Raw genomic sequence first — 21,361 nt, 5'->3', positions numbered from 1 at the left:
GGCACGCCCCCTCGGTTCAAGCCCGAGGGGGATGCGCGGTGTATGTGGAGCGGATAGCCGAACCCATCACCGGTCCTGATCCCTCCCATCACCACAATGCGATTGCCGCCATGCGCCGGCTCATTTAGCGTTCCTCCATGAACGCTCCGGTCCCGCAACGAACGATCCGCTCCGTCTGCCCGCATGACTGTCCTTCGGTCTGCGCGCTCGATGTCGATATCCTGCCCGACGGCACGATCGGCCGCGTGCGCGGCGCCAAGGACGATCCCTATACGGCGGGGGTGATCTGCGAGAAGGTCGCCCGCTATGCCGAGCGCATCCACCATCCCGAGCGCTTGACCCATCCCTTGCGCCGCGCTGGCCCCAAGGGGGCAGGGCATTGGCAGCGCATATCCTGGGACGAAGCCCTGGACGAGATTGCCTCCCGTTTCCTCGAAGTCGAGAACACGCACGGGCCCGAGGCGGTCTGGCCCTATTTCTATGCCGGCACCATGGGCCATGTGCATCGCGACGGCATCGAGCGCCTGCGCGCAGCGCGCGGCTATTCGCACCAATACGACACCATCTGCGTCGGTCTTCCCTGGCCAGGCTACATCGCCGGCACCGGCCTGCTCGGCGGCGTCAATCCCGAGCAGATGGCCGAGGCCGATTGCGTGGTCATCTGGGGAACCAATGCGGTCCATACCCAAGTCAACGTCATGACCCATGCCATGCGTGCCCGCAAGCAGCGCGGTGCGCAGATCGTGGTGATCGACATCTACCGCAATGCCACCATGGAACAGGCCGATATGGGTCTCGTGCTCCGCCCCGGCACCGATGGCGCGCTCGCGGTCGCCGCCATGCATGTGCTCCTGCGCGATGGCCTTGCGGATCGTGAATACATGTCCGAATTCACGGACTTCTCTCCCGAATTTGAATCACATCTTCAAACCCGCACGCCCCAATGGGCTTCGGAAATCACCGGCCTGTCCGTTGCCGAGATCGAAGCCTTCGCCCATCTGGTCGGCAAGACGCCCCGCACCTTCTTCCGCCTCGGCTATGGCTTTTCCCGCCAGCGCAACGGCTCCACCGCTGTCCACGCCGCCCTCTGCATTCCGGCTATGACCGGCGCCTGGCGTCATCGCGGCGGCGGCGCCTTTCACTCCAATTCCGGCACGTTCGGTCTCGACAAGTCGCGCCTAGAGGGCGCCCATCTGCAAAAGGGCAATCCCCGCCTGCTCGACATGTCGGAGATAGGCCCGATCCTCGCCGGCGACGCCAAGGCCTTGCAGGGCGGCGGCCCCGTCCATGCCATGATCGTGCAGAACACCAATCCCGCCACCGTCGCCCCCGACCAGCAGAAGGTCCGCGAGGGCTTGCTGCGTGACGATCTCTTCCTCGTCGTCCACGAGCAGTTCATGACCGAAACGGCGGAGCTGGCCGATATCGTCCTGCCCGCCACCATGTTCCTCGAACACAATGATTACTACACGCGCGGCGGCCATACCCGCGTGCTCTACGGTCCGGCTGTCGTGGATGCGCCGGGTGAGGCGCGCTCCAATCACGATGTCATCAATGCCATCGCGCTGCGCCTGGGCAGCGACGATCCGGCCTTCCGCACCAGCGACCGCGACGTCGTTGCCGACACCTTCGCCCGCTCGAATTATCCGGCGCTCGAAGAGGTGGAAAAGCAGGGCTATGTCGATCGCGAACGTCCCGACGACATTGCCCGCTTCGCCAATGGCTTCGGCTGGCCCGATGGCCGCTTCCGCTTCCAGCCCGATTGGCAGGACGTCGCCGACCGCAAGGGCTATCGCTGGACCTGCGATCCGGCCGACATGCCCCGCTTCGCCGACCATTGGGCCATCAACGAAGCCGCGGACGCCGAGCATCCGTTCAAGCTCGCCACCAGCCCGGCCCGCGCCTTCCTCAATTCCACCTTCAACCAGACCCCGGGCAGCCTGAAACGCGAGGGCGAACCCTCCGTCTTCATTCACCCCGAGGACGCCGTTCGCCTCGGCATCGTGGAAGGGGACGCGGTTTTCGTCGGCAATCGCCGTGGCCAGGTCGCGCTCACGGCGCGCCTGCACACCGGGCTACGCACCGGCGTGCTCATTGCCGAGGGCCTGCATCGCAACAAGGCCCATCGCGGCGGGCAGGGCATCAACATGCTGACCAGCGCGCAGCCCGCACCCCCCTTCGGCGGCGCTGCGTTCCATGATGCGGCGGCGTGGCTTCGGAAGACTTGAAGGAATAGGACCCGCCACCCGTCACGCCACCCCCACCACTCCACCGCGCGTCACCCTCGGGCTTGACCCGAGGGCTCTTTTCTTGCGGACGCCCCCCCTCGGGTCACGCCCGAGGGTGACGATCGAGCATGGCGGAAATGCTAGGCGAAATACGCCACCCAGAAGAAATAGCCCGTCATCCCGATCCCGTAGACGATGACGCCGAAACGGATCCAGTTGCGGGGAATATATTGCGCCAGCCTCGCGGCCACGTAGCCGCCTATGGTCACCCCGACCAGCGCGATCGAGCCGTGATACCAGTCGATGCTGCCATTGAACGCGAACCGCACCACGGCCACCAGGGCCACGATGGACGACACATAGAGCTTCAGCCCGTTCATGGCGTGGATATCGGTCATGCCCGCCATGGCCAGGAACGCCAGCAGCAATATGCCCAGCCCGGCATTGAAGAACCCGCCATAGACGCAGACCGCGGCGAGCATGGCGAGCAGCAGCACCGTGCCCAGCGCTTTCATGCCGCGCTTTTCCCCGCTCCGGGCCTTCAGCGCCGCATTGATCTGATTGCCGAAGATGAACAGCCCGACGGCGAAAGCCATCAGCCAGGGCACGACCTGGGAAAATTGCTCGTCGGAAACCACCAGCAGCAATTCGGCCCCGGCATAGCCGAACAGGGCGGCGATGATGCCATAGGCGATCAGCCGGTCGGTGTAGCCGGCCATTGCCTTCCAGTATCCGCTGGCCCCGCTCACATAGCCGGGCAGGGCGGCATAGGTATTGGACGCATTGGCCAGAACCGGCGGCACCCCTGAAAACAGCAGGGCCGGAAACACGATGAACGAACCGCCGCCCGCGAGCGAATTGAGCGCCCCGCCTATCAGGCCGGCCAGCAACAGCAGAATTTCTGTCATGACATTCCCCTCGACGGTCCGTTCCTACCCCCGTCCGCCGCCGTCGCCTAACACAATTGTCTGATCGCTCCATCACTGCAATTGATCGGGCCGGTCTTGACTTGGGGGCCATCCGGGCGCATCTACGCTTCCGGTTGCTGGCGCCGGCCGCCCGCGGATCTTGTGGTCCATGGTGAAGTCCAGCATCGATGATGATCCCTCGGTTGTTTTCTCCCAAGGCGCATCATGGCAATGCGGGCTCCCATGCAGAAAGTCGCCTCCCTATGGAGAGACCCGAACCATGTCTTTTTCCCTCGATACCCCCTCTGCCCAGACTCTGAAGTCCGAGGCCAAGATCCTGCGTGAAGAGCGCGCCCGCGCCGGGCAGGTCATGACTCATGGCGCTGCCCTGGAAGAAGTGGCCCGCGCCCATGGCTATCGCGATTGGAACACGGCCCGCGCCGCCCTGCCGGATCGCGTGGCCGTGCCCTTCCAGGTCGGCATGCGCGTCAAGGGCTATTATCTCGAACGGCCCTTCCGGGGCATGCTGATCGGCGTGCAACTGGCGGCCAGCATGCAGACCTATACATTGACGGTGATGTTCGATGAGCCCGTCAACGTGACGCCCGATTTCATGTTCGCCGCGCATCGCCAGCGGGTCACCGCCACCGTGGATATCCACGGCATTTCGCCGGCCCTGCGCGGCAATGGCCAACCCCAGATGCGGCTGATGAAAGAATAGGCCACGCCTCCCGACCCCGCGGCGAAGGACCTGCCGCGGGGTCAAGCCTTGTGGCGATTTTGCCATCTTGGGCGTCACCTTGAAGTGGTGACAAAGGCGCGAAACTTGTTGACCCGATGCCACAAGCAGCGCGCCAGGCGCATCGCGTTGCGGTATAAGGAGCCAATGAGCATAGCAGTTGATATTGAACGTGGATTCGCCCCGCTGGCCGAGGCAGTGGAGGCGGGCAGGATACCTGGCGGCGTGCTGGGCGTGGTCGATGCCTCGGGGCAGCGGGCCGTCCGCGCCATTGGGCAGGCGCAGCGTGTGCCCGTCTCGCGGCCGATGGCGGAAGACACCTGGTTTGATCTGGCATCGCTGACCAAGGTGCTGTTCACCACGCCGCAAATCCTCGAGCTGGCGGCGCGCGGCTCCATCGATCTCGATGCGCCCCTGGTGAGCGTCATTCCCGATTTCGCCCAGTATAATCCCGACAATTGGCAGCGGCGCATCACCTTCCGGCAATGCCTCGGGCACCAGACGCCGTTCCCCGGGGTATTCCCGCTCTATACCTATGGCACCGATCCCAACCTGCTGCGGCATTTCGTGCTGCAGCGCGATTGGCGGGCCGGCGCCTCGGTCTATTCCGACATCAATTTCATCCTTCTTGGCATTGCGCTCGAACGCCTGGCGGGCAAGACCATTCGCGATCTCGATCCCGGTCCCGGTTTCGCCTGGAGCGCCGATCCCGCGCAAACGGCGGCGACCGAACATTGTCCCTGGCGCGGCCGGGTTCTGGTCGGCGAGGTGCATGACGAGAACTGCGCCGCCTTGCAGGGGGCGGGGCATGCCGGCCTGTTCGGCACCGTCGATGCCGTGCTCGATTTCGCCCAGGGCGCGCTCGGTTCCGGCGCCCTCTCGCCCGGGACCATCGACCTGATGCGAACCCCATTATCCAGTCGGCGCACCCATGGCTGGGAGCGCCCCTATGAGGGCTGGTCCGGTGGCGAGCTTTGCACGCCCGAAACCATCGGCCATACCGGCTTCACCGGCACCGGTCTGTGGATCGATTTCGCCCGGGGCCGCGCCTGGACCCTGCTGACCAATCGCGTCCATCCGAGCCGGCATTTCGACAGCGGCATCTTCGCCCTGCGGCGGGCCATCGGCGACCGGATCAATAAGGACTGACACCGACATGAGCCCAATCTGGACACTCGGCCTGATGACCGGCACGGTGCTCGACGGCAATATCGATATCGCCATGCTCAGGACTGATGGCGAAGCGATCGACGGCTTCGGGCCTTACCGCCTGGCGCCCTACGCGCCTGAATTGCGTGTGCTGCTCGAAGAGACATTGGCCATTGCCCGCGACTGGAATTTCGAGGGCCCGGAGCCTGAGATATTCGCCCGGGCCGAGCGCGAGCTGACACGCGCCCAGGCCGAAGCCGTGGCCGCCTTCATCGCGGAGGCGGGCTTCCGCCCCGAGGATATCGGCGCCGTGGGCTTTCATGGCCAATCCGTCCTCCATCGCGCGCCCCAGCCGGGCCGGATCGGCGCCACGCGCCAGCTCGGCGATGGTGCGCTGATGCACGAAATTCTCGGCATCCCGGTCGTCTACGATTTCCGCTCGGCCGACATCGCCGCCGGCGGGCAGGGTGCGCCGCTGGCGCCGGTCTATCACCGCGCGCTGCTGTCCGGCATCGGTGCCCGGGGCGATACGGCCGTGCTCAATCTGGGTGGCGTCGCCAATCTCACCTGGTGGGATGGCGCGGATTCCATCATCGCCTTCGACACCGGCCCCGCCAATGCCCCCATCAACGATTTCGTCAAGGCACATGGCCATGGCGACATGGATCGCGACGGCGCCCTGGCCCTGCGCGGACAGGTGGATGAGGCGCGCCTGGTCGAGCTATTGAAGCATCCCTATCTCAGCGCCCCGGCGCCGAAATCGCTGGATCGGTTCGATTTCTCCTACCGCATGGCCGATGGCCTCGACCTCGAAACCGGCGCGGCAACGCTGACCGCCTTCACCGTCGGCGCTGTCGGCAAGGCGCTCGATCTCCTGCCGCAACGGCCCGACCGGCTGATCGTCTGTGGCGGCGGCCGGCACAATCCGGCGATCATGCAGATGCTGAACCAGCGCCTGGGCGTCAATTCTGTCCCGGCGGAGGCCGTGGGCTGGCGCGGCGATGCGGTGGAAGCGGAATGCTTCGCCTTCCTGGCCGCCCGCGTCCTGCGCGGCCTGCCCATCAGCTTCCCCACCACCACCGGCGCGCCGCACGCCATGACGGGCGGTCGCATTGCTGGAGCGTGATCCGACCTGGAGCGTTTCACTTCTGAGCTGAAACACCAGTAGACCTCGTCCTTCGACAGGCTCACCATGAGGTCTTCTAAAAACTTGTTTCAGACCGAACCTCAAAGGCTTAGCCGAGCACCATATCCGGTATCGGCCGGATGAAATGGTTCTCGCCCACCTGTTGAATGTCCGGCTGGGGCAGGGCGGATTGCCGGCGGATCGTCTCGATCTGTTCGAGTTCGCCGGGCTGGGCGGCGTCGAACCGGCGGTCCGGATCGGGCACGGCGGCCAGCAGCAGCCGCGTATAGGGATGCTGCGGATGGTCCAGCACGCTGTCCATCGCCCCCCATTCCACGATCTGTCCGGCATACATCACCATGATGTCCTCGGCCACGAAACGCGCCGTGGCGATATCGTGGGTGATGTAGAGCAGGGCCAGGTTGTCCTGCTTTTTCATGTCGTTGAGCAGGTTGAGAATGCCCAGCCGCACCGAGACGTCGAGCATCGACGTCGGCTCATCGGCCACGATGACCTGCGGATTGACCGCCAGGGCCCGGGCAATGCTGATGCGCTGCCGCTGCCCGCCCGAAAGCTCATGCGGAAATTTGCCCATGATCAGCTTCGGGTCGAGCTTCACCCGCTCCAGCAAGGCCTCGGCCGCCGCGCGGCGCTCGGATCCGCCAAGCTGGCGCTGGTGCAGCCGCAGCGGGCGTTCGAGATGATACCGGATCGTATGGGCGGGATTGAGCGAGGAAAACGGGTCCTGGAACACCATCTGCACCGAGGCGCGATAGGCCTTGATCGCCTTGGCGCTGGCCTTGCCCAGCGGCTCGCCACGAAACAGCAGCCGCCCCTCGTCGGGGTGATATTCGCGCATGATCAGGCGGGCAGCCGTGGTCTTGCCCGATCCCGATTCCCCCACCAGCGCCAGCGTGCGTCCGGCATGAAGGCCGAAGGAAACCGAGCGGGCGGCATAGATGGGCTGGTTGGCGCGGCCGAAGATTTTCGACACGTTGTCGAGCGCGAGAATGGGCTGGTTTTCGCTCATGCGCCTGCCTCCGGCCGGATTTGGTCGCCATGCAGCTTGGGCATGGAGGCCCAGAGGCGCTTGGTATAATCGTGCTGCGGCGACCGGTAGATGGTCTGCGCGTCGTTGACCTCCACTAATTCCCCTTCCAGCATGATGCCGATGCGGTCGCTGACCTGCACCATCAGGCCCAGGTCATGGGTGATGAACAGCACCGCAAAGCCCAGCCGCTTGCGCAGCACGTCGATGCGCTGCAAGATTTCGCGCTGCACCACCACGTCGAGCGCCGTGGTCGGCTCGTCCATGATCAAGAGCTTCGGATTGAGCGCCAGGCAGATGGCGATGACGATGCGCTGCCGCATGCCGCCCGAGCATTGGTGCGGATAGGCCGCAAGCCGATCCGGCGGAATATCCACCAGCTTCAGCAATTCGGCGGCGCGTTCGCGGGCCGCCTCCCGGCTCATGCCCTTATGGGTGTGCAGCACGTCGTAAAACTGCGCTTCGATGGTCAGCACCGGGTTGAGCGAATTCATCGCGCTCTGGAACACCATGGCCACTTCCCGCCAGCGGAACCGGCGCAGGGCGTCCTTGTCCAGCTCCAGCACGTCGCGGCCATCGACCAGGATTTCGCTGCCGGTGCGGATCAGGGCGGGGGGACGGTGCAGCCGGCTGACGGCAAAGGCGATGGTCGACTTGCCGCAACCCGATTCCCCGGCCAGCCCGAAGAATTCGCCCGGCGCGATATCGAAGCTCACGTCCTTGACCGCGCGGAAATTCGCCTCCGCGCCGATATAGTCGATATTGAGATTGCGGATGGAGAGGACCGGCGCGCTCATAGCTTGCCCTCCCCGAGCAGCACCATGCGGCTCCAGCTCTTGAGCATGCCACCGGTGCGCAGGCGCGGATTGGCCACTTCGTCGATGGCGAAGTTGAGCAGCGCCAGGCCCAGGCCCAGCAGCGCCAGCGCGAAACAGGGCGAGAGCAGGTCCCACCACGCCCCGACCGAAAGCGCCGAGGCATTCTGGGCGTTGAAAAGCATGATGCCCCAGGAGACGGTATTGGGATCGCCCAACCCCAGGAAGCCCAGTGTCGCCTCGGCGATCACCGCGAAGATGACGCTGCCGATGAAATTGATGCCGACGATGGAAATCAGGTTGGGGAAGATTTCGAGCGCCATGATCCGCCAGCTCGGCTCGCCCAGCATTTCGGCGGATTTGACATAATCGCGCTGGCGGATGGAAAGCGTTTCCGAACGGGTGACGCGCACGCCCCAGGCCCATGAGGTGAAGCCGAGGATGAGCGCGATCACCACCGGCCCCGCCTGTCCGACAAAGGCCGCGATGACCAAGAGCAGCGGCAGGTTGGGAACCACCAGCACCATATTGGTGAAGAAGTTGATGACCTCGTCGACCACGCCGCCCTTGTAGCCGGCGATGATGCCCAGCACGGTGCCGACGATGGTGATCATCAGTCCGGCGCCGAAGCCGACGGCCAGCGATACGCGCGCGCCATGCACCAGCCGCGAGAACACGTCATGTCCCAGCCGGGTCGTGCCCAGCCAATGATCCCATGACGGTGGCTGGTGCGGCCGCCCGACGCGGCGGGTCGGGCTATATTCGGTCAGGAGCGGCGCGAAGATTGCGATCAAGATGATCGCCACCAGGATGGTGAGACCCACCAGGGCCTTCTTGTTGCCGAGAAGCTGCTTGAACAGGGTCATGGCTTACGCCTTCTTCAGGCGTGGATCGAGCAGGACATAGCTCAGATCGACGACGAAATTGGAAACCAGCATGGCGCCGGTCATGATCAGCAATTGGCCCTGGATCACCGGATAATCGCGCGCCAGGATCGCCTGGTAGAGCGTGTTGCCCAGGCCGGGATAATTGAACACCACTTCCACGATGAGCGAACCGCCCAGCACCGTGCCCATGGCGATGGCCAGGCTCGATACGGTCGGCAGCAAGGCATTGCGCGCCGCGTAGAACAGCATGACCCGATTGTCGGCCAGCCCCTTGGCCCGGCCCATCACGATATAATCCTCGCCCAGGAGGTTGATCATGTTGTTGCGCATGGTCACCGCGAAGCCGCCCGTCAGCACGATCACCAGCGTCAGCATGGGCAGGGTGCCGTGATAGAGGACGCTGGAAATGTAGGTCCAGTTGAAGCCCGGATCGAGCAGCGGGTTGGCGGCATAGCCATTGGGGAACCAGCGCAAGGTATAGCCGAAGACGAAGAGCAGGATCAGCGAGACGACGATGGCCGGCACCGAGCTCGAAAAGATCGCCACCAGCGATACCGCCGAGTCGAACAGCGTGCCGCGCCGCCAGGCCGCCATCACCCCCAGAATGGTGCCGACGGCGAAGCTGATCAGGGTGGCGATGCCGACCAGGCCCAGCGTCCAGACCAGTGCCCGGCCCAGCAATTCCGTCACCGGCAGCGGGAAATATTTGATCGAGCGGCCGAGATCGCCGGTGAAGACGCTCTTGATATAGGCAAAATATTGCTCATGCAGCGGCGCATCGATGAAGCCGAAGGTCAGCTTGAGCGCGTTGAGGTTCTCCAGGCTCAGCTCCGAGCCGGCGCTGGCGAACATGATCTGGATCGGATCGCCCGGCATCAGCCGCGGCAGGAAGAAATTGACCGTCGCCGCCGCCAGGAAGGCCGCGAGGTAGAAGGCGAGACGGCGCAAAAGGAAGGCCATGTTTTTGTGTTCCTTTCTTTCGGCCGGTTCAGGCACGATCTTGCCCGGTTCACCGGGCGGCACCTCCCCCTTGACGGGGGAGGATGGGAGGGGGTGCGGGAGCCCCGACATCGTGGCTCTCACCCCCACCCTTGATCCCTCCCCGCAAGGGGGAGGGTGTCGACTGCGAAGGCCGCGTCAGCCCCTATTCCGCAACCGGCTCGAGATCGAGCAATTGCAGCAGGCGGGCCGGGTTGGCGTTGGAGACGACCGGCGAGAACTTCGGGTCCTCGGCATTGGCCCAGCCGGTGAAGCGGCTGGTATTGTATTCGTAGAAGGACGGGCTGTTATAGATCGGGATGATCGGCATGGCTTCCGCCACGATCATCTGGATGCGATCCATCGCCGCCTTCTGCTCGGCCGGGTCCTTGGTCTGGGTATATTGGCCCAGCAGGTCCATCACCTCGGCATTTTCCCAATGCGGAGCGGTGAAGCGGCTCTTGCCGAAATCATCGGGATTGAACGAGCGGATATAGGGGAAATAGGGGTCCGCCGCGGATGCCAGGGCATTGAGCGTCATCGAATAATCGCCGGCGATCAGGCTCGACGTCCACACCGCTGCTTCCGGCGTGCTCATCGAAACGTTGAGCCCGGCCTCATTCATGGTTTCCATCGAGATTTGGACGGCATCGATCCAGTCGGTCCAGCCATTGGGCACCATGAAGTCGATGACGATCGGGGTCCCGTCCGGATTGTCGCGGAAGCCGTCGCCATCGGCGTCGACATAGCCGGCCTCGTCCAGCAGGGCGATGGCGGCATCGTAGTCGAAGCGGCCATATTGACCGAATTCGGTCTGCACTTCGGGATTGGCGAAGGCGCTGTAGAGTTCGCCAAGCGAGGCGGGGTCCTCGTTGACCAGCGGATAGCCATAGCCGGCAATATCCACCACCGTCTGGCGGTCGATCAGCATGGACAGGGCGCGGCGGAAATTGACGTCGGTGAAGGCCTTGCGGTTGTTTTCATCCGGCGTGATCTGGCTGAGCTGGATCGAGACCAGGCTCGAAGGGGTAAACCAGTATTTGTGGTGCTCGGGGTCCTTGGCCACGAAGGTATTGTCGATATCGGGGATGAAGCTGGTCGCCCAGTCCAGCGTGCCATCGGCCAAAGCCGCCAGTACCTGCGGATTGTCGGCGAGCTGCGGCATGCGCAGGCAGTCCACGGCCAGGTTTTCCGCGTCCCAGTAATGCGGGTTGCGGCACTGCTCATAGACCTGCGGCGTGAAGCGGGTGATTTCGGTCATCGGCCCGGACGCCACCGGGTTCTCGTTGGCGAAGGTCACCGGGTCTTCGATTTCCGCCCAGACATGCTCGGGCACGATGGGCATGCCCACGATCGTATTGGCGATCAGCGAATTGGGCTCGTTGAGATTGAAGCGCACCGTGCGGTCATCGACCTTTTCCACCGAGGCCAGCTGCGCCGAGACGGAGATGAAATCGAGCGCCGGGAATTTCTTGATGTAGTCATAGGTGAAGACCACGTCGTCCGCCGTCAAATCCTCGCCATCGGACCACTTGAGGCCCTCGCGCAGGGTAAAGGTGATCGACTTGAGATCGTCCGCCAGCTCATAGCTTTCGGCCAGCCGGTAATGCGGGGTGTTGCCCTGCAGGCGGTTGAACACCACCAGCGGCTCATACATGAAATCCAGCGTCGTATAGCGCGCCGAAGTCTGCCCGAACGGGTTGAAATTGCGCACGAAGGTCGTGGTCTGCTCGGAACTGAGCGTGAGCACATTGCCCTCCTGCGCCTGCGCGGGCAGGGCGCTCAGTAGGGCCGTTGCCGATATGGCCGCAATCAGCGAAGTCTTTAGCATCGAAATCTCTCCTTGCTTGCCGGTCTCGCCTCAGGCGAAACCGTTCTCCCTTAGTATTTCTTCCGCCTCGGCGTGCAGGGCCTGCACATCGACGCGTCTTGACCCGAGCCGCTCCTGGCCACGGGCAATGCGGGCGAGGCTTTTTTCGCTCAGCGGCCGGGCCGCCTTGGCGGCCGCCTCGCTGGCGGCCAGATCGCCCTGGCTGTGCAGGGCAATGTCGTAGCCGGCGTCGAGCGCTGCGCGCACCCGTTCCGGCCAGGTTCCCTTGATCGCCTCCATGGTGAGGCAATCGGTGATCAGCACGCCGTCATAGCCCAGTTCCTCGCGGATCATCGCGCAGATGACGGGCGAGACCGATGCCGGACGTTCGGCGTCGAGGCGGGTGAAGATCAGATGCGCGACCATGGCCCATGGCGCATCGCGCAGGGCCATGAAGGGGCGGAAATCGCTGTCCCGCAGATCCTCCAGCGCGGCATCGACCACCGGGCAGTCGAAATGCGGATCGACATCGACCCGTCCATAGCCGGGAATGTGCTTGATGATGGGCATCTCGCCCACTTCCAGCATCGCCTCCACCACTACGCGCCCCAAAGCCGCCACCAGTTCGGGGTCGTCGCCGAAGGCGCGCTGGCCGATGACGTCATGCGTATTCTTGCGCGCCAGGTCGATCACCGGCGTCGTGCCGCTGCCGATGCCGAGCTCGGCCATCATCGATCCCATGGCGAGAGTTGAAAGCCGCAGCGCCTTCTTGCCCGCTTCGAAATCCTTGCGCGCCAGGGCGCCGAACGTGCCGAGCGGGCGGAACAGCGGCCAATTGCCATTGTCCAGCCGCTGCACGCGGCCGCCTTCCTGGTCGATATAGACTGGCGCATCTTCGCGCCCCACCGCCTCGCGGAACTGCGCGCAGAGCCGCCTGGTCTGGTCGGGATTGTCGAGATTGCGCCGGAACAGGAACAGCCCGAACGGATTGGCCTCGCGGAAAAACGCTTGCTCGGAGGCCGAAAGCTCCAGCCCCGGCATGCCGACGAAGAGGGCGAGTGGCGTGGTGGAGCTCATCATCACTGTCCTTCGCCCGAGGGCGGTTTGACCCGCAACAGGCCCTGGTAGATATCTTCCTTGTCGCCGGGAATGGGCATGGCGCCCACCGCCTTGACGTAGAAATCCACCGGCCCGGCCGAGCCGATTATGGCATAGGCGTAGCCCTGCGCCTTCATGGCCACGAGGCTGTGATAGAACAGCGCCAGCCCGATGCCCTTGCCGCGCTGGTCTTCCGAAACCCCGGTCGGGCCGAAAAAGCCGCGCGCCGTGGCGTCGTGGCAGGCAAAGCCGACCAATTGCCCGTCGACGACTGCGATGAGGCAACCGGGCGGCTGGTGCGCCATGGCGGCGCTGACTTCGCTCACCCAATATTCGCTGAAATGGGTGCGCACCCAATCCTTGATGATGTGCTGTTCCGGCGGCAGCGCCACGCGGATCGTCGCCTCGACCTGTTCGGCGCGCTCGCGCAGCGCGTCCAGCTTGCGGCTATAGAGGTTGACGAGCAGGTCCATGCCGCTCACCCCGCCGCGCGCGGCTGCTGTCCGGCGGCGCGGCGCAGAAAGCCATCGGCCTCCTCGAGCGCGCGCTGCCCGTCATCGGCATTCATGCCGGTCAGCCCCATCAGGATGGCCAGCTTCACATTCTTGCCGGCGGCCGCGATCAGCCGCTCCGCCTCCTCGGGCGCGCAGCCGGTGGCTTCCACCAGGATACGGATGGCGCGAGCCGCGAGCTTTTCATTGCTCACCGACAGGTCGACCATGAGATTTTCGTAGGATTTGCCGATGCGGATCATGCTGGCCGTGGTCAGCATGTTGAGCACCAGCTTCTGCGCCGTGCCGGATTTGAGCCGCGTCGAGCCGGTCAGCGCTTCAGGACCCACCACCGGGGAAATGGCGATATCGGCCATGCGCGCGATGACCGAGCCGGGATTGCAGGACAGGGCCACGCTGGTCGCGCCCACGCTCTTGGCATAATCGAGCCCGCCGATGACATAGGGCGTACGCCCGCTGACCGCGATACCCACCACCACGTCCTTGGCGGAAACACCGATCCGCTCCAGGTCGCGCCGGCCCTCGCCCGGATCGTCCTCGGCCCCTTCGATCGGGTGGCGCAGCGCATGGTCGCCGCCGGCAATGATGCCCACCACCATGCCCTCGGGCACCCCGAAAGTCGGCGGGCATTCCGACGCATCGAGCACGCCGAGCCGGCCGCTCGTGCCCGCGCCCATATAGATCAGCCGCCCGCCGGCCTTGAAGGCTTCGACCACGCGGTCGACCGCCGCGCCGATTTCGGGCAGCACCTTGCGCACGGCGCCGGCCACCAGCGCGTCCTCGGCGTTCATCGCTGCCAGGATTTGCGGCGTCGACATCAGGTCGATCTGCATGGTCTCGGGGTTGCGGGCCTCGGAAACGAGCTGCCCCAGTTCCGCGATCAGGGTGGTTTTTGCCATGATGCCTGTGCTCAAAGTCAGACTCGAATGCTAGAAGTGAATATTCCAGGTGTCAACGCAATCAGGAATATTGTATTCCATTGTGGATAGCGTCGCCGGCAAGCGGCTGTGACGCTGAGGAGAACGCAATTGCAATCGCGCGATCCCTGGCTCTAGTTCCGGGGATCTCTGTTCGGGAAGCAGGCATGTCCATTCTGAAAATTCTCAGCGCCAAGCTCGATTCCATGACCCAGGCGGATCGGCAGATCGCCCAGTTCATCATCGATCATCCCGAACAGATGCTGACCCTGTCCTCCGCCGCTTTGGCCGAGGCCACCGGCCGCAGCCAGTCCAGCGTGGTCAAGTTCAGCCAGAAGCTGGGCTATGGCGGCTATCAGCAATTGAAGCTGGCGGTGAACAAGGCCAAGGCGCTGGAATGGCACGCGCCGGGCGGGGTGATCCACGGCACGATCGATGCCAGCGATTCCTACGTCACCATTCTGCAGAAGCTTATCGGCAGCAAGCTGCTCTCCATGCGCGAGACCCTGGCCGCCAATAATGAACACACGGTCGACCAAGCCGTCGATGCACTGGTCGATGCGCGAAAGGTGCTGCTTGCCGGGGTAGGGGCCTCGTCGCTGGTGGCCAAGGATTTTTCCTACAAGCTGCTCAAGCTCGGCCGCATGGTGCTGATCGACAGTGACAGCCATATCCAGATTTCCAACGCCTCGGGGCTGAACGGATCGGACGTCCTGCTGGCTCTCTCCCATTCGGGGCGGAGCCTCGAAACCCTGCGAATCGCCGAAATCGCCAAGCAGCGCGGCGCCAGGGTGATCTCCATGACCGGCCTGCATCCCAACCCCTTGCAGGAACTGGCCGATATCCACCTCTATACCTTTGCCGACGAGGAGCGGGTCCGCTCCTCCGCCATCACCTCGCGCGATGCCCAGCTCATGCTGATGGACATGCTGTTCATCCTGCTCATCCGCCGCCAGGCCGACGCCCACGATTATATCCACAACAGCGAAACCGCCGTCACCGTGCTCAAGGCCCGCTGAAAGCTATGATTCTGCTGGGATTTGGCATCCCCGGCGAACCAGTTGTCATCGTCGTGTTGTAATTTCCTATTCTTGACACGGCGAAAATTTGGAATTTAGTATTCCACATAAGGGGGCGGAGCTGGAATGGCTGGGCCGCCCCGGCAGACCTGCCCAGGGCAGGACGGACGGAGGACAGGCGTGGCTCAGCTCTCGCTTCGCGGCATCAAGAAGCGCTTCAGGACCACCGATGTCCTGCACGGCATCGATCTCGAAATCGGCGATCGCGAATTCGTCGTCTTTGTCGGTCCCTCGGGCTGCGGCAAGTCCACCCTGCTGCGACTGATTGCCGGGCTCGATCCGATCACCGACGGGCAGTTCTTCCTCAATGGCAAGCTGATGAACGAGGTCGCGCCCTCGCGCCGCGGCATCGCCATGGTGTTCCAGTCCTATGCGCTCTATCCGCATATGGACGTCTACGAAAACATGGCCTTCGGCGCCCGCCTCATGGGCCTCGACAAGCCCGAGGTCGAGCGGCGCATCGCCGAAGCGGCCCGCATGCTGCGCCTCGATGAATTGCTGCAGCGCAAGCCGCGCGAATTGTCCGGCGGCCAGCGCCAGCGCGTCGCCATCGGCCGGGCTCTCGTGCGCAAGCCCGACGTGTTCCTGCTCGATGAGCCCCTGTCCAATCTCGATGCGGCCCTGCGCTCCGAAGTGCGGCTCGAAATCGCCCGCCTCCATCGCGAGATCGGCGGCACCATGATCTACGTCACCCACGACCAGGTCGAGGCCATGACCCTGGCCGACAAGATCGTGGTGATGAATGCCGGCCGCATCGAACAGGTCGGCTCGCCGCGCGAACTCTACGAGAGCCCGGCCAATACCTTCGTTGCCACCTTTATCGGTTCGCCGCGCATGAGCCTGGTCGACGTCACCCGCGAGGGGAACCGCCTCAACGTGCCCGATGGCGGCTCGCTGGCGTTGGACGCGCTGCCCCAGGTGCCGGCGCTCAAGCTCGGCCTGCGCCCCGACGCCGTCTCGCTGCATCGCGGCGGCGGGGAGGGGTTCGAAGCCCAGGTCGTCTACACCGAATATCTGGGCGACAATGCCTATGTCTATGTGCGCCTCGCCGATGGCACGGTGCTGGCCGCGCGCACCGCGCCCAACGATGCCTTCGCCCCCGACGCGCCGGTCCGCGTGACCCTGGCGCCGGGTGCCGCGCATTTCTTTTCCGCCGAGGATGGCCGGCGGCTGGTGCCATGAGGCACCGGGAGAAGACCATGCCGAAAAACCTTGCAAGGAGAGGGAACAGAATGAAAGCCAATCTTATCCGCACCGGCGCGGCCCTGGCGGCCGTGCTCGTGGCCGCTCCGGTCTTCGCCCAGGACCTGACCTTCTGGAGCTGGCGCCAGGAAGACCGCGCTGCCTATGAGCAGTTCATCGACACCTTTGAGGCCGCCAACCCCGGCATCACGGTGAAGTTCGAGAGCTTCGAGGCGGCCAATTACAACACCATCCTGTCCACCGCCCTGGCGGGCGGCACCGGTCCGGACGTGATGATGGTCCGCGCCTATGGCGGCCTCGAAAACGTCGCCGCCGCCGGCTATCTCGAGCCGCTCTCGGCCGAGAACGTGCCGGCCCTGGCCGAGTTCGCCGAACCGGCCCTGGCCGCCGAAAGCATGCGTTCCGATGGCGTGGTCTATGCCGTGCCCTTCGCCAGCCAGACCCAGCTCGTCATCTACAACAAGGCCATCTTCGATGCGAACGGCCTTGAGGAGCCGCAGAGCTGGGCCGATCTCGAAGCCGTGAGCCAGGCGCTCAAGGATGCGGGCGTGATCCCCTTCGCCAACGGCACCGCCACCGCCTGGCAGAACGAGACCGTCACCTTCGGCCTCGGCTCCAGCCTCATGGGCAAGGATTTCTACAACGCCCTGATGACCGGCGAGGCCGATTTCACCGACGAGCGCTTCACCAGCGCCCTGGCGGCGGTCAACGACCTGGCACAGGATTATTTCCCCGATGGCTTTATCGGCCTTGATTATCCCTCCGCCCAGCAGCTCTTCTCCTCGGGCATGGCCGGCATGTTCGTCGGCGGCTCCTATGAGCTGGCGACCTTCAAGGCCCAGAACCCCGATATCGAGCTGGGCGTCTTCGCCGCCCCCGGCGCCGCCGCCGAGGACGACAAGCTGGTCGGCCTCTATTTCGACGGCGGCTATGCCGCCAACGCCGCCGGCGCCAACAAGGAAGCTGCGATCACCTTCCTCAACTATCTGGCGAGCCAGGAATTCGGCCAGGCCTTCGCCAATACGCTGAGCAATATCTCGACCGTCCCGGGCGTCTCCTTCGACGATCCGCTCCTCGCCGAGGTCAACGAGCTCAACCAGTCCTCGATCCCCTATCTGATGCTCGCCCATTTCCGTTATGGCGAGCCCTCAGGCTCGGTGCTGATCCAGGGCGAAATGCAGAAGCTGTTCGCGGGTGAAACCACGCCCGAAGCCATCGGCGAAGCGCTGACCACCGGCCTCGCCGCCTGGTACGAGCCCTTCCAGAACTAAGCGCTGCTGAAGGGCCTTAGGCCCCTCCCAGTCCCACCGATCGTCACCACCCGGCTCGTCCGGGTGGTCCATGGGATGCCTAAGATGGATTGCCCGGACAGGCCGGGCAATGACGGTGACTGATAAGGCGGACGCCGCCTGTCGCGGCAGAGAAAGAGCCTCAAATGCCCCAGCTCAGGATGACCGGACGCGGCCTCTGGATCACGGTGCTCATCGTACCGCCCCTGGCCTTCATCGCCCTGTTCATCGTCTATCCGATCCTGTCGGCCTTCGCTTATGCCTTCTTCGATTGGCAGGGCCTGCGCCGTCTCGACTTCGTGGGGCTGGAAAATTTCCACACCGTCCTCTTCGTCGAGCCCTATCGGAGCTGGACGCTCAATGCGTTCCGCAACAACGTCATCGTCTTCTTCGCGCTGATGGTGCTGCAGAACGGCCTCGGCTTCCTCCTGGCCTATGCGCTCTGGCGCGAATTGCCCGGCGCGCGCTTCCACCGCATCGCGGTCTTCCTGCCGGTGGTGCTCTCCACCATCATCGTCGCGTACCTCTTCAAGCTCTTCTACCATCCGCTTTTCGGCGTGGTGAACATCACCCTCAAGAGCATCGGCCTCGGCTGGCTGGCGCAGCCATGGCTGGGGCAGGGGGGCACGGCCCTCTGGGCGCTGATCGTCGCCCAGGCCTGGCACATGGTGGGTTTCCCCACCCTGGTTTTCCTCGCCGGCATGCAGCGCATTCCCGGCGAAATCCTCGATGCCGCGCGCATGGAAACCGAAAGCGAATGGGTCAAGATCACCAAGATCGTCTGGCCGCTGGTCGCCCCCAGCGCCACCATCGTCTTCACGCTGCTCTTCGTGGGCGCGTTCAACTGGTTCGAGCTGCCCTATATCATGGCCGGGCTCGATGGTTCCCCCTTCGGCTCCACTGACGTGCTGGGCCTTTATTTCTACCGCACCGCCTTCGGCAATGTTTCGGCCGGCCAGCAGGATTTCGGCCTCGGCAGCGCGCTGGCCGTGCTCATCTTCCTCTTCATCGCCGCCATCGCCACCGTCATCACGGTGCGCCTGCGCGCCCGGGAGATTCAGCTATGAGCGCCGCCGCCGACAATGCCTATTACCAGCGCCGGGGTATCCTCGGCACGCTGGGCCGCGACGGGCTGCTGCAGATCATCCTCATCGCCAATACCATCATCATGCTGGCGCCGATCATCATCATGGTGTTCTCGGCCTTCAAGACCACGCCGCAGATCTTCCAGTCGCCCTTTTCGCTTCCCGATTTCAGCCATATCGGCAATTTCGTGAAGATCTGGACCGAAACGAATTTCCTGCGCTACCTGCTCAATTCCTTCGTGGTCACCGGCGCCTCCATGGTGCTGATCCTCACCCTGGGCACCATGGCGGCCTATGCCATCGGGCGCTATCAGTTCACCGGTTCCGGCTTCATCCTGATGTTCTTCCTGGCGGGCCTCACCCTGCCATTGAAGCTCGCCATCATCCCGCTCTTCATGCTGATGCGCGACCTGTCCATCCTCAACAACCAGCTCAGCCTCATCTTCGTCTATACCGCCATGGGCCTGCCCACGACGGTCTTCATCATGACCGGCTTCATCCGCACCTTGCCCAACGAGCTGGAAGACGCCGCGCGCATGGACGGGGCTTCCGAAGCCCGCATCATGTGGTCGATCATGCTGCCCCTGGTGCGCCCGGCCATGGTCATTGCCGGCATCCAGAACGTCGTGCCGATCTGGAACGATTTCTTCTTCCCGCTGGTCTTCATCCAGAACGACAATCTGAAAACCCTGCCGCAGGGGCTCACCACCTTCATGGGCGAATACACCACCGATTGGGGCGTGCTCTTTGCCGGCCTGACGCTCTCGGCGGCGCCGATCATTCTCATCTATATCGTGCTCTCCAAGCAGTTCATCGCCGGCATGACCTCGGGAGCGGTCAAATGAAGCTTGGCCGTGGTCTCATCGTGTCCTGCCAGGCGCGGGCGGATAATCCCCTGCATGGCCCTCAATTCATGGGCGCCATGGCCCTGGCCGCCCGCGATGGCGGCGCCATCGCCATCCGCGCCAATGGCCCTGAGGATATTGCCGCCGTAAAGGCCGCCGGCCTGCCCGTCATCGGCATCCACAAGGTCTTTTCCGAGGCCTACCCGGTCTATATCACCCCCGATTTCGCCGCCGCCGAGGCCATCGTGGCCGCCGGCGCCGAAATCGTGGCGCTCGACTGCACCGAGCGCCCGCGCCAGGGCGAAGCGCCTTCCATCCTCGTCCGCCGCATCCGCGAGGAGCTGGGCGCCGAAGTCTTTGCCGATATCTCCACCTTCGATGAAGGGCTCAGGGCCGCCGATTGGGGCGCCACCTATCTGGCCACCACGCTGTCCGGCTATACGGCGGCGACCGAGCCCCGGCCTTCCGGTCCCGACCTCGCCCTGCTCGAGGCTCTGGCGGGTAAATCGGGCCTGCCCGTCGTCGCCGAAGGGCGCTATAATACGCCCGCCCTGGTGCGCCAGGGCTTCGAGGCCGGCGCTCATGCCGTCGTGGTGGGAACCATGATCACCAATCCGCGCGAAATCACCCGCCGCTTCGTGGCCGAAGGATTGCCCGCGTGAAGCCTGTATATCTGGGCATCGATATCGGCGGCACGGCCAGCCGCTGGGTTGCCTGCGACGACAATGGCGCCGAGATCGCCCGGGGTAGGGCCTCGGGCGCCACCGGCCATCTGTTCAACCCCACCGAAAAGGCCCGCCTCGCCGCAGCCCTGACCGCCATCGCCGCCGATCTGGCCGCGTCCGGCCTCGCCCCGCGTGCCGTCACCGCGGGCATCACCGGCTATGGCGCCATGGTCATGGCCGACATGGAAGCGCTGCTGGGCAGCACTTTCGGCCTGTCCGGGGAAGCGATCGTCGCCACCGACGATATCGTCATGGCCTATCTCGCCAATTACGCGCCGGGCCAGGGGCATCTCATCTCGGCGGGCACGGGCTCGATCGGCGTCTTCATCGGCGCCGACCAGGGCTTTGTGCGCGTGGGCGGCCGCGGCATTCTCATCGACGATGCCGGCTCGGGCAGCTGGATCGCCCTCAATGCGCTGGATCGCCTCTATCGCGTGGTCGATGCCGAAGGCCCGGTCGGCGACGACAATATCCTGGCCCGGCATCTCTTCGCCGCCATCGGCGGCAGTCAGTGGCAGGATGTGCGCCAATTCGTCTATGGCGGCGATCGGGGCCGGATCGGCATGCTGGCCATGGCCGTCGCCAATGCCGCCACCGAGCACGATCCCACCGCGCTTGCCATCCTGCGCCAGGCCGGCGCCGAACTGGCCCGCCTGGCCGCCGCCCTCATTGCCCGCGCGGGGCCGCGTCCCATCGGCTTCGTCGGCGGCGTGCTCAAGCTGCATCCCCTGATCCTGGAGGGGATTATCGAGGATTTGCCCGGCAGCCAGGTCAGTCTGCTCGAAGCCGACACTGCCCTTGCCGCCGCCCGACTCCCCGCCCACGGCGATCCGCGCTGGAAGCCATTGCTGCAGACCCGCGCTTCCATCGGCTGAGCCATCCCCCGCTTGCGCGGACCGGCCCGATTGCCGATGATGCGG

General features: G+C 64.5%; 20 protein-coding genes. 11 read left to right on the top strand and 9 right to left on the bottom strand.

Going from position 1 to position 21,361, the window contains the following annotated elements:
• Positions 1-137: 137 nt before the first annotated feature.
• Positions 138-2,228 carry a molybdopterin-containing oxidoreductase family protein gene (locus tag A3840_RS00510; protein ID WP_067450216.1) on the top strand — a complete coding sequence of 697 codons (2,091 nt, stop codon included), beginning with the start codon at positions 138-140 and terminating at the stop codon, positions 2,226-2,228.
• A gap of 140 nt (positions 2,229-2,368) precedes the next feature.
• On the opposite strand, the gene A3840_RS00505 is transcribed toward A3840_RS00510, so the two are convergent.
• Positions 2,369-3,136, bottom strand: coding sequence for a sulfite exporter TauE/SafE family protein (locus A3840_RS00505; RefSeq protein ID WP_067450213.1), 768 nt, complete (start codon positions 3,134-3,136; stop codon positions 2,369-2,371).
• A 280-nt stretch (positions 3,137-3,416) separates the two neighbouring features.
• Between A3840_RS00505 and A3840_RS00500 the strand changes: the two genes are divergently transcribed.
• The 3 genes from A3840_RS00500 to A3840_RS00490 all read left to right on the top strand — a co-directional run bounded on the left by A3840_RS00500 (position 3,417) and on the right by A3840_RS00490 (position 6,150).
• Positions 3,417-3,857 carry a glyoxalase superfamily protein gene (locus A3840_RS00500; protein ID WP_067450210.1) on the top strand — a complete coding sequence of 147 codons (441 nt, stop codon included), beginning with the start codon at positions 3,417-3,419 and terminating at the stop codon, positions 3,855-3,857.
• A 165-nt stretch (positions 3,858-4,022) separates the two neighbouring features.
• Positions 4,023-5,024 carry a serine hydrolase domain-containing protein gene (locus A3840_RS00495; protein ID WP_067450207.1) on the top strand — a complete coding sequence of 334 codons (1,002 nt, stop codon included), beginning with the start codon at positions 4,023-4,025 and terminating at the stop codon, positions 5,022-5,024.
• A 7-nt stretch (positions 5,025-5,031) separates the two neighbouring features.
• Positions 5,032-6,150: an anhydro-N-acetylmuramic acid kinase gene (locus A3840_RS00490; RefSeq protein ID WP_067450204.1), complete on the top strand. Its 1,119-nt coding sequence runs from the start codon at positions 5,032-5,034 to the stop codon at positions 6,148-6,150.
• A gap of 109 nt (positions 6,151-6,259) precedes the next feature.
• Here A3840_RS00490 and A3840_RS00485 read toward each other — a convergent pair whose 3' ends face one another.
• The 8 genes from A3840_RS00485 to murQ all read right to left on the bottom strand — a co-directional run bounded on the left by A3840_RS00485 (position 6,260) and on the right by murQ (position 14,197).
• Positions 6,260-7,180 carry an ABC transporter ATP-binding protein gene (locus tag A3840_RS00485; RefSeq protein ID WP_067450202.1) on the bottom strand — a complete coding sequence of 307 codons (921 nt, stop codon included), beginning with the start codon at positions 7,178-7,180 and terminating at the stop codon, positions 6,260-6,262.
• Positions 7,177-7,995, bottom strand: coding sequence for an ABC transporter ATP-binding protein (locus A3840_RS00480; RefSeq protein WP_067450199.1), 819 nt, complete (start codon positions 7,993-7,995; stop codon positions 7,177-7,179). Before A3840_RS00480 ends, A3840_RS00485 begins: the two co-directional genes overlap by 4 nt.
• A complete protein-coding gene (locus A3840_RS00475) occupies positions 7,992-8,879 on the bottom strand; it encodes an ABC transporter permease (RefSeq protein WP_067450196.1) in 888 nt (295 codons plus the stop codon). Before A3840_RS00475 ends, A3840_RS00480 begins: the two co-directional genes overlap by 4 nt.
• Before the next feature lie 3 nt (positions 8,880-8,882).
• Complete coding sequence (locus A3840_RS00470) at positions 8,883-9,860, bottom strand: ABC transporter permease (protein WP_067450391.1); 978 nt, start codon at positions 9,858-9,860, stop codon at positions 8,883-8,885.
• 184 nt (positions 9,861-10,044) lie between these two features.
• The gene (locus A3840_RS00465) at positions 10,045-11,709 is read right to left on the bottom strand and encodes an ABC transporter substrate-binding protein (protein ID WP_067450193.1); all 1,665 of its coding nucleotides are present in this window, start codon (positions 11,707-11,709) and stop codon (positions 10,045-10,047) included.
• Between the two features lie 30 nt (positions 11,710-11,739).
• On the bottom strand, positions 11,740-12,765 hold the full coding sequence (locus A3840_RS00460; RefSeq protein ID WP_067450389.1) for a glycoside hydrolase family 3 N-terminal domain-containing protein: 1,026 nt from the start codon (positions 12,763-12,765) through the stop codon (positions 11,740-11,742).
• A gap of 2 nt (positions 12,766-12,767) precedes the next feature.
• Positions 12,768-13,259 (bottom strand): GNAT family N-acetyltransferase, encoded by a 492-nt coding sequence (locus A3840_RS00455; protein ID WP_067450190.1) that lies wholly within the window; start codon positions 13,257-13,259, stop codon positions 12,768-12,770.
• Between the two features lie 5 nt (positions 13,260-13,264).
• Positions 13,265-14,197: an N-acetylmuramic acid 6-phosphate etherase gene (murQ, locus tag A3840_RS00450; protein ID WP_067450187.1), complete on the bottom strand. Its 933-nt coding sequence runs from the start codon at positions 14,195-14,197 to the stop codon at positions 13,265-13,267.
• Between the two features lie 185 nt (positions 14,198-14,382).
• On the opposite strand from murQ, the gene A3840_RS00445 reads away from it, so the two are divergent.
• The 7 genes from A3840_RS00445 to A3840_RS00415 all read left to right on the top strand — a co-directional run bounded on the left by A3840_RS00445 (position 14,383) and on the right by A3840_RS00415 (position 21,316).
• Positions 14,383-15,234, top strand: a complete 852-nt coding sequence (locus A3840_RS00445) for a MurR/RpiR family transcriptional regulator (protein ID WP_067450184.1) — start codon at positions 14,383-14,385, stop codon at positions 15,232-15,234.
• 180 nt (positions 15,235-15,414) lie between these two features.
• The gene (locus A3840_RS00440) at positions 15,415-16,476 is read left to right on the top strand and encodes an ABC transporter ATP-binding protein (RefSeq protein WP_067450181.1); all 1,062 of its coding nucleotides are present in this window, start codon (positions 15,415-15,417) and stop codon (positions 16,474-16,476) included.
• A gap of 50 nt (positions 16,477-16,526) precedes the next feature.
• Positions 16,527-17,768, top strand: coding sequence for an extracellular solute-binding protein (locus tag A3840_RS00435; protein ID WP_067450178.1), 1,242 nt, complete (start codon positions 16,527-16,529; stop codon positions 17,766-17,768).
• Positions 17,769-17,932: 164 nt separating this feature from the next.
• On the top strand, positions 17,933-18,853 hold the full coding sequence (locus A3840_RS00430; RefSeq protein ID WP_067450175.1) for a carbohydrate ABC transporter permease: 921 nt from the start codon (positions 17,933-17,935) through the stop codon (positions 18,851-18,853).
• On the top strand, positions 18,850-19,716 hold the full coding sequence (locus A3840_RS00425) for a carbohydrate ABC transporter permease (protein WP_067450172.1): 867 nt from the start codon (positions 18,850-18,852) through the stop codon (positions 19,714-19,716). Before A3840_RS00430 ends, A3840_RS00425 begins: the two co-directional genes overlap by 4 nt.
• A complete protein-coding gene (locus A3840_RS00420) occupies positions 19,713-20,378 on the top strand; it encodes an N-acetylmannosamine-6-phosphate 2-epimerase (protein WP_067450168.1) in 666 nt (221 codons plus the stop codon). The genes A3840_RS00425 and A3840_RS00420 overlap by 4 nt, the downstream gene beginning before the upstream one ends.
• Complete coding sequence (locus tag A3840_RS00415; protein ID WP_082903532.1) at positions 20,375-21,316, top strand: N-acetylglucosamine kinase; 942 nt, start codon at positions 20,375-20,377, stop codon at positions 21,314-21,316. Before A3840_RS00420 ends, A3840_RS00415 begins: the two co-directional genes overlap by 4 nt.
• Positions 21,317-21,361: the final 45 nt, after the last annotated feature.

Origin of the sequence: Devosia elaeis (assembly GCF_001650025.1) — a bacterium.
Classification (GTDB): Bacteria; Pseudomonadota; Alphaproteobacteria; order Rhizobiales; family Devosiaceae; genus Devosia; species Devosia elaeis.
This window is presented reverse-complemented; position numbering and strand designations above follow the sequence as displayed.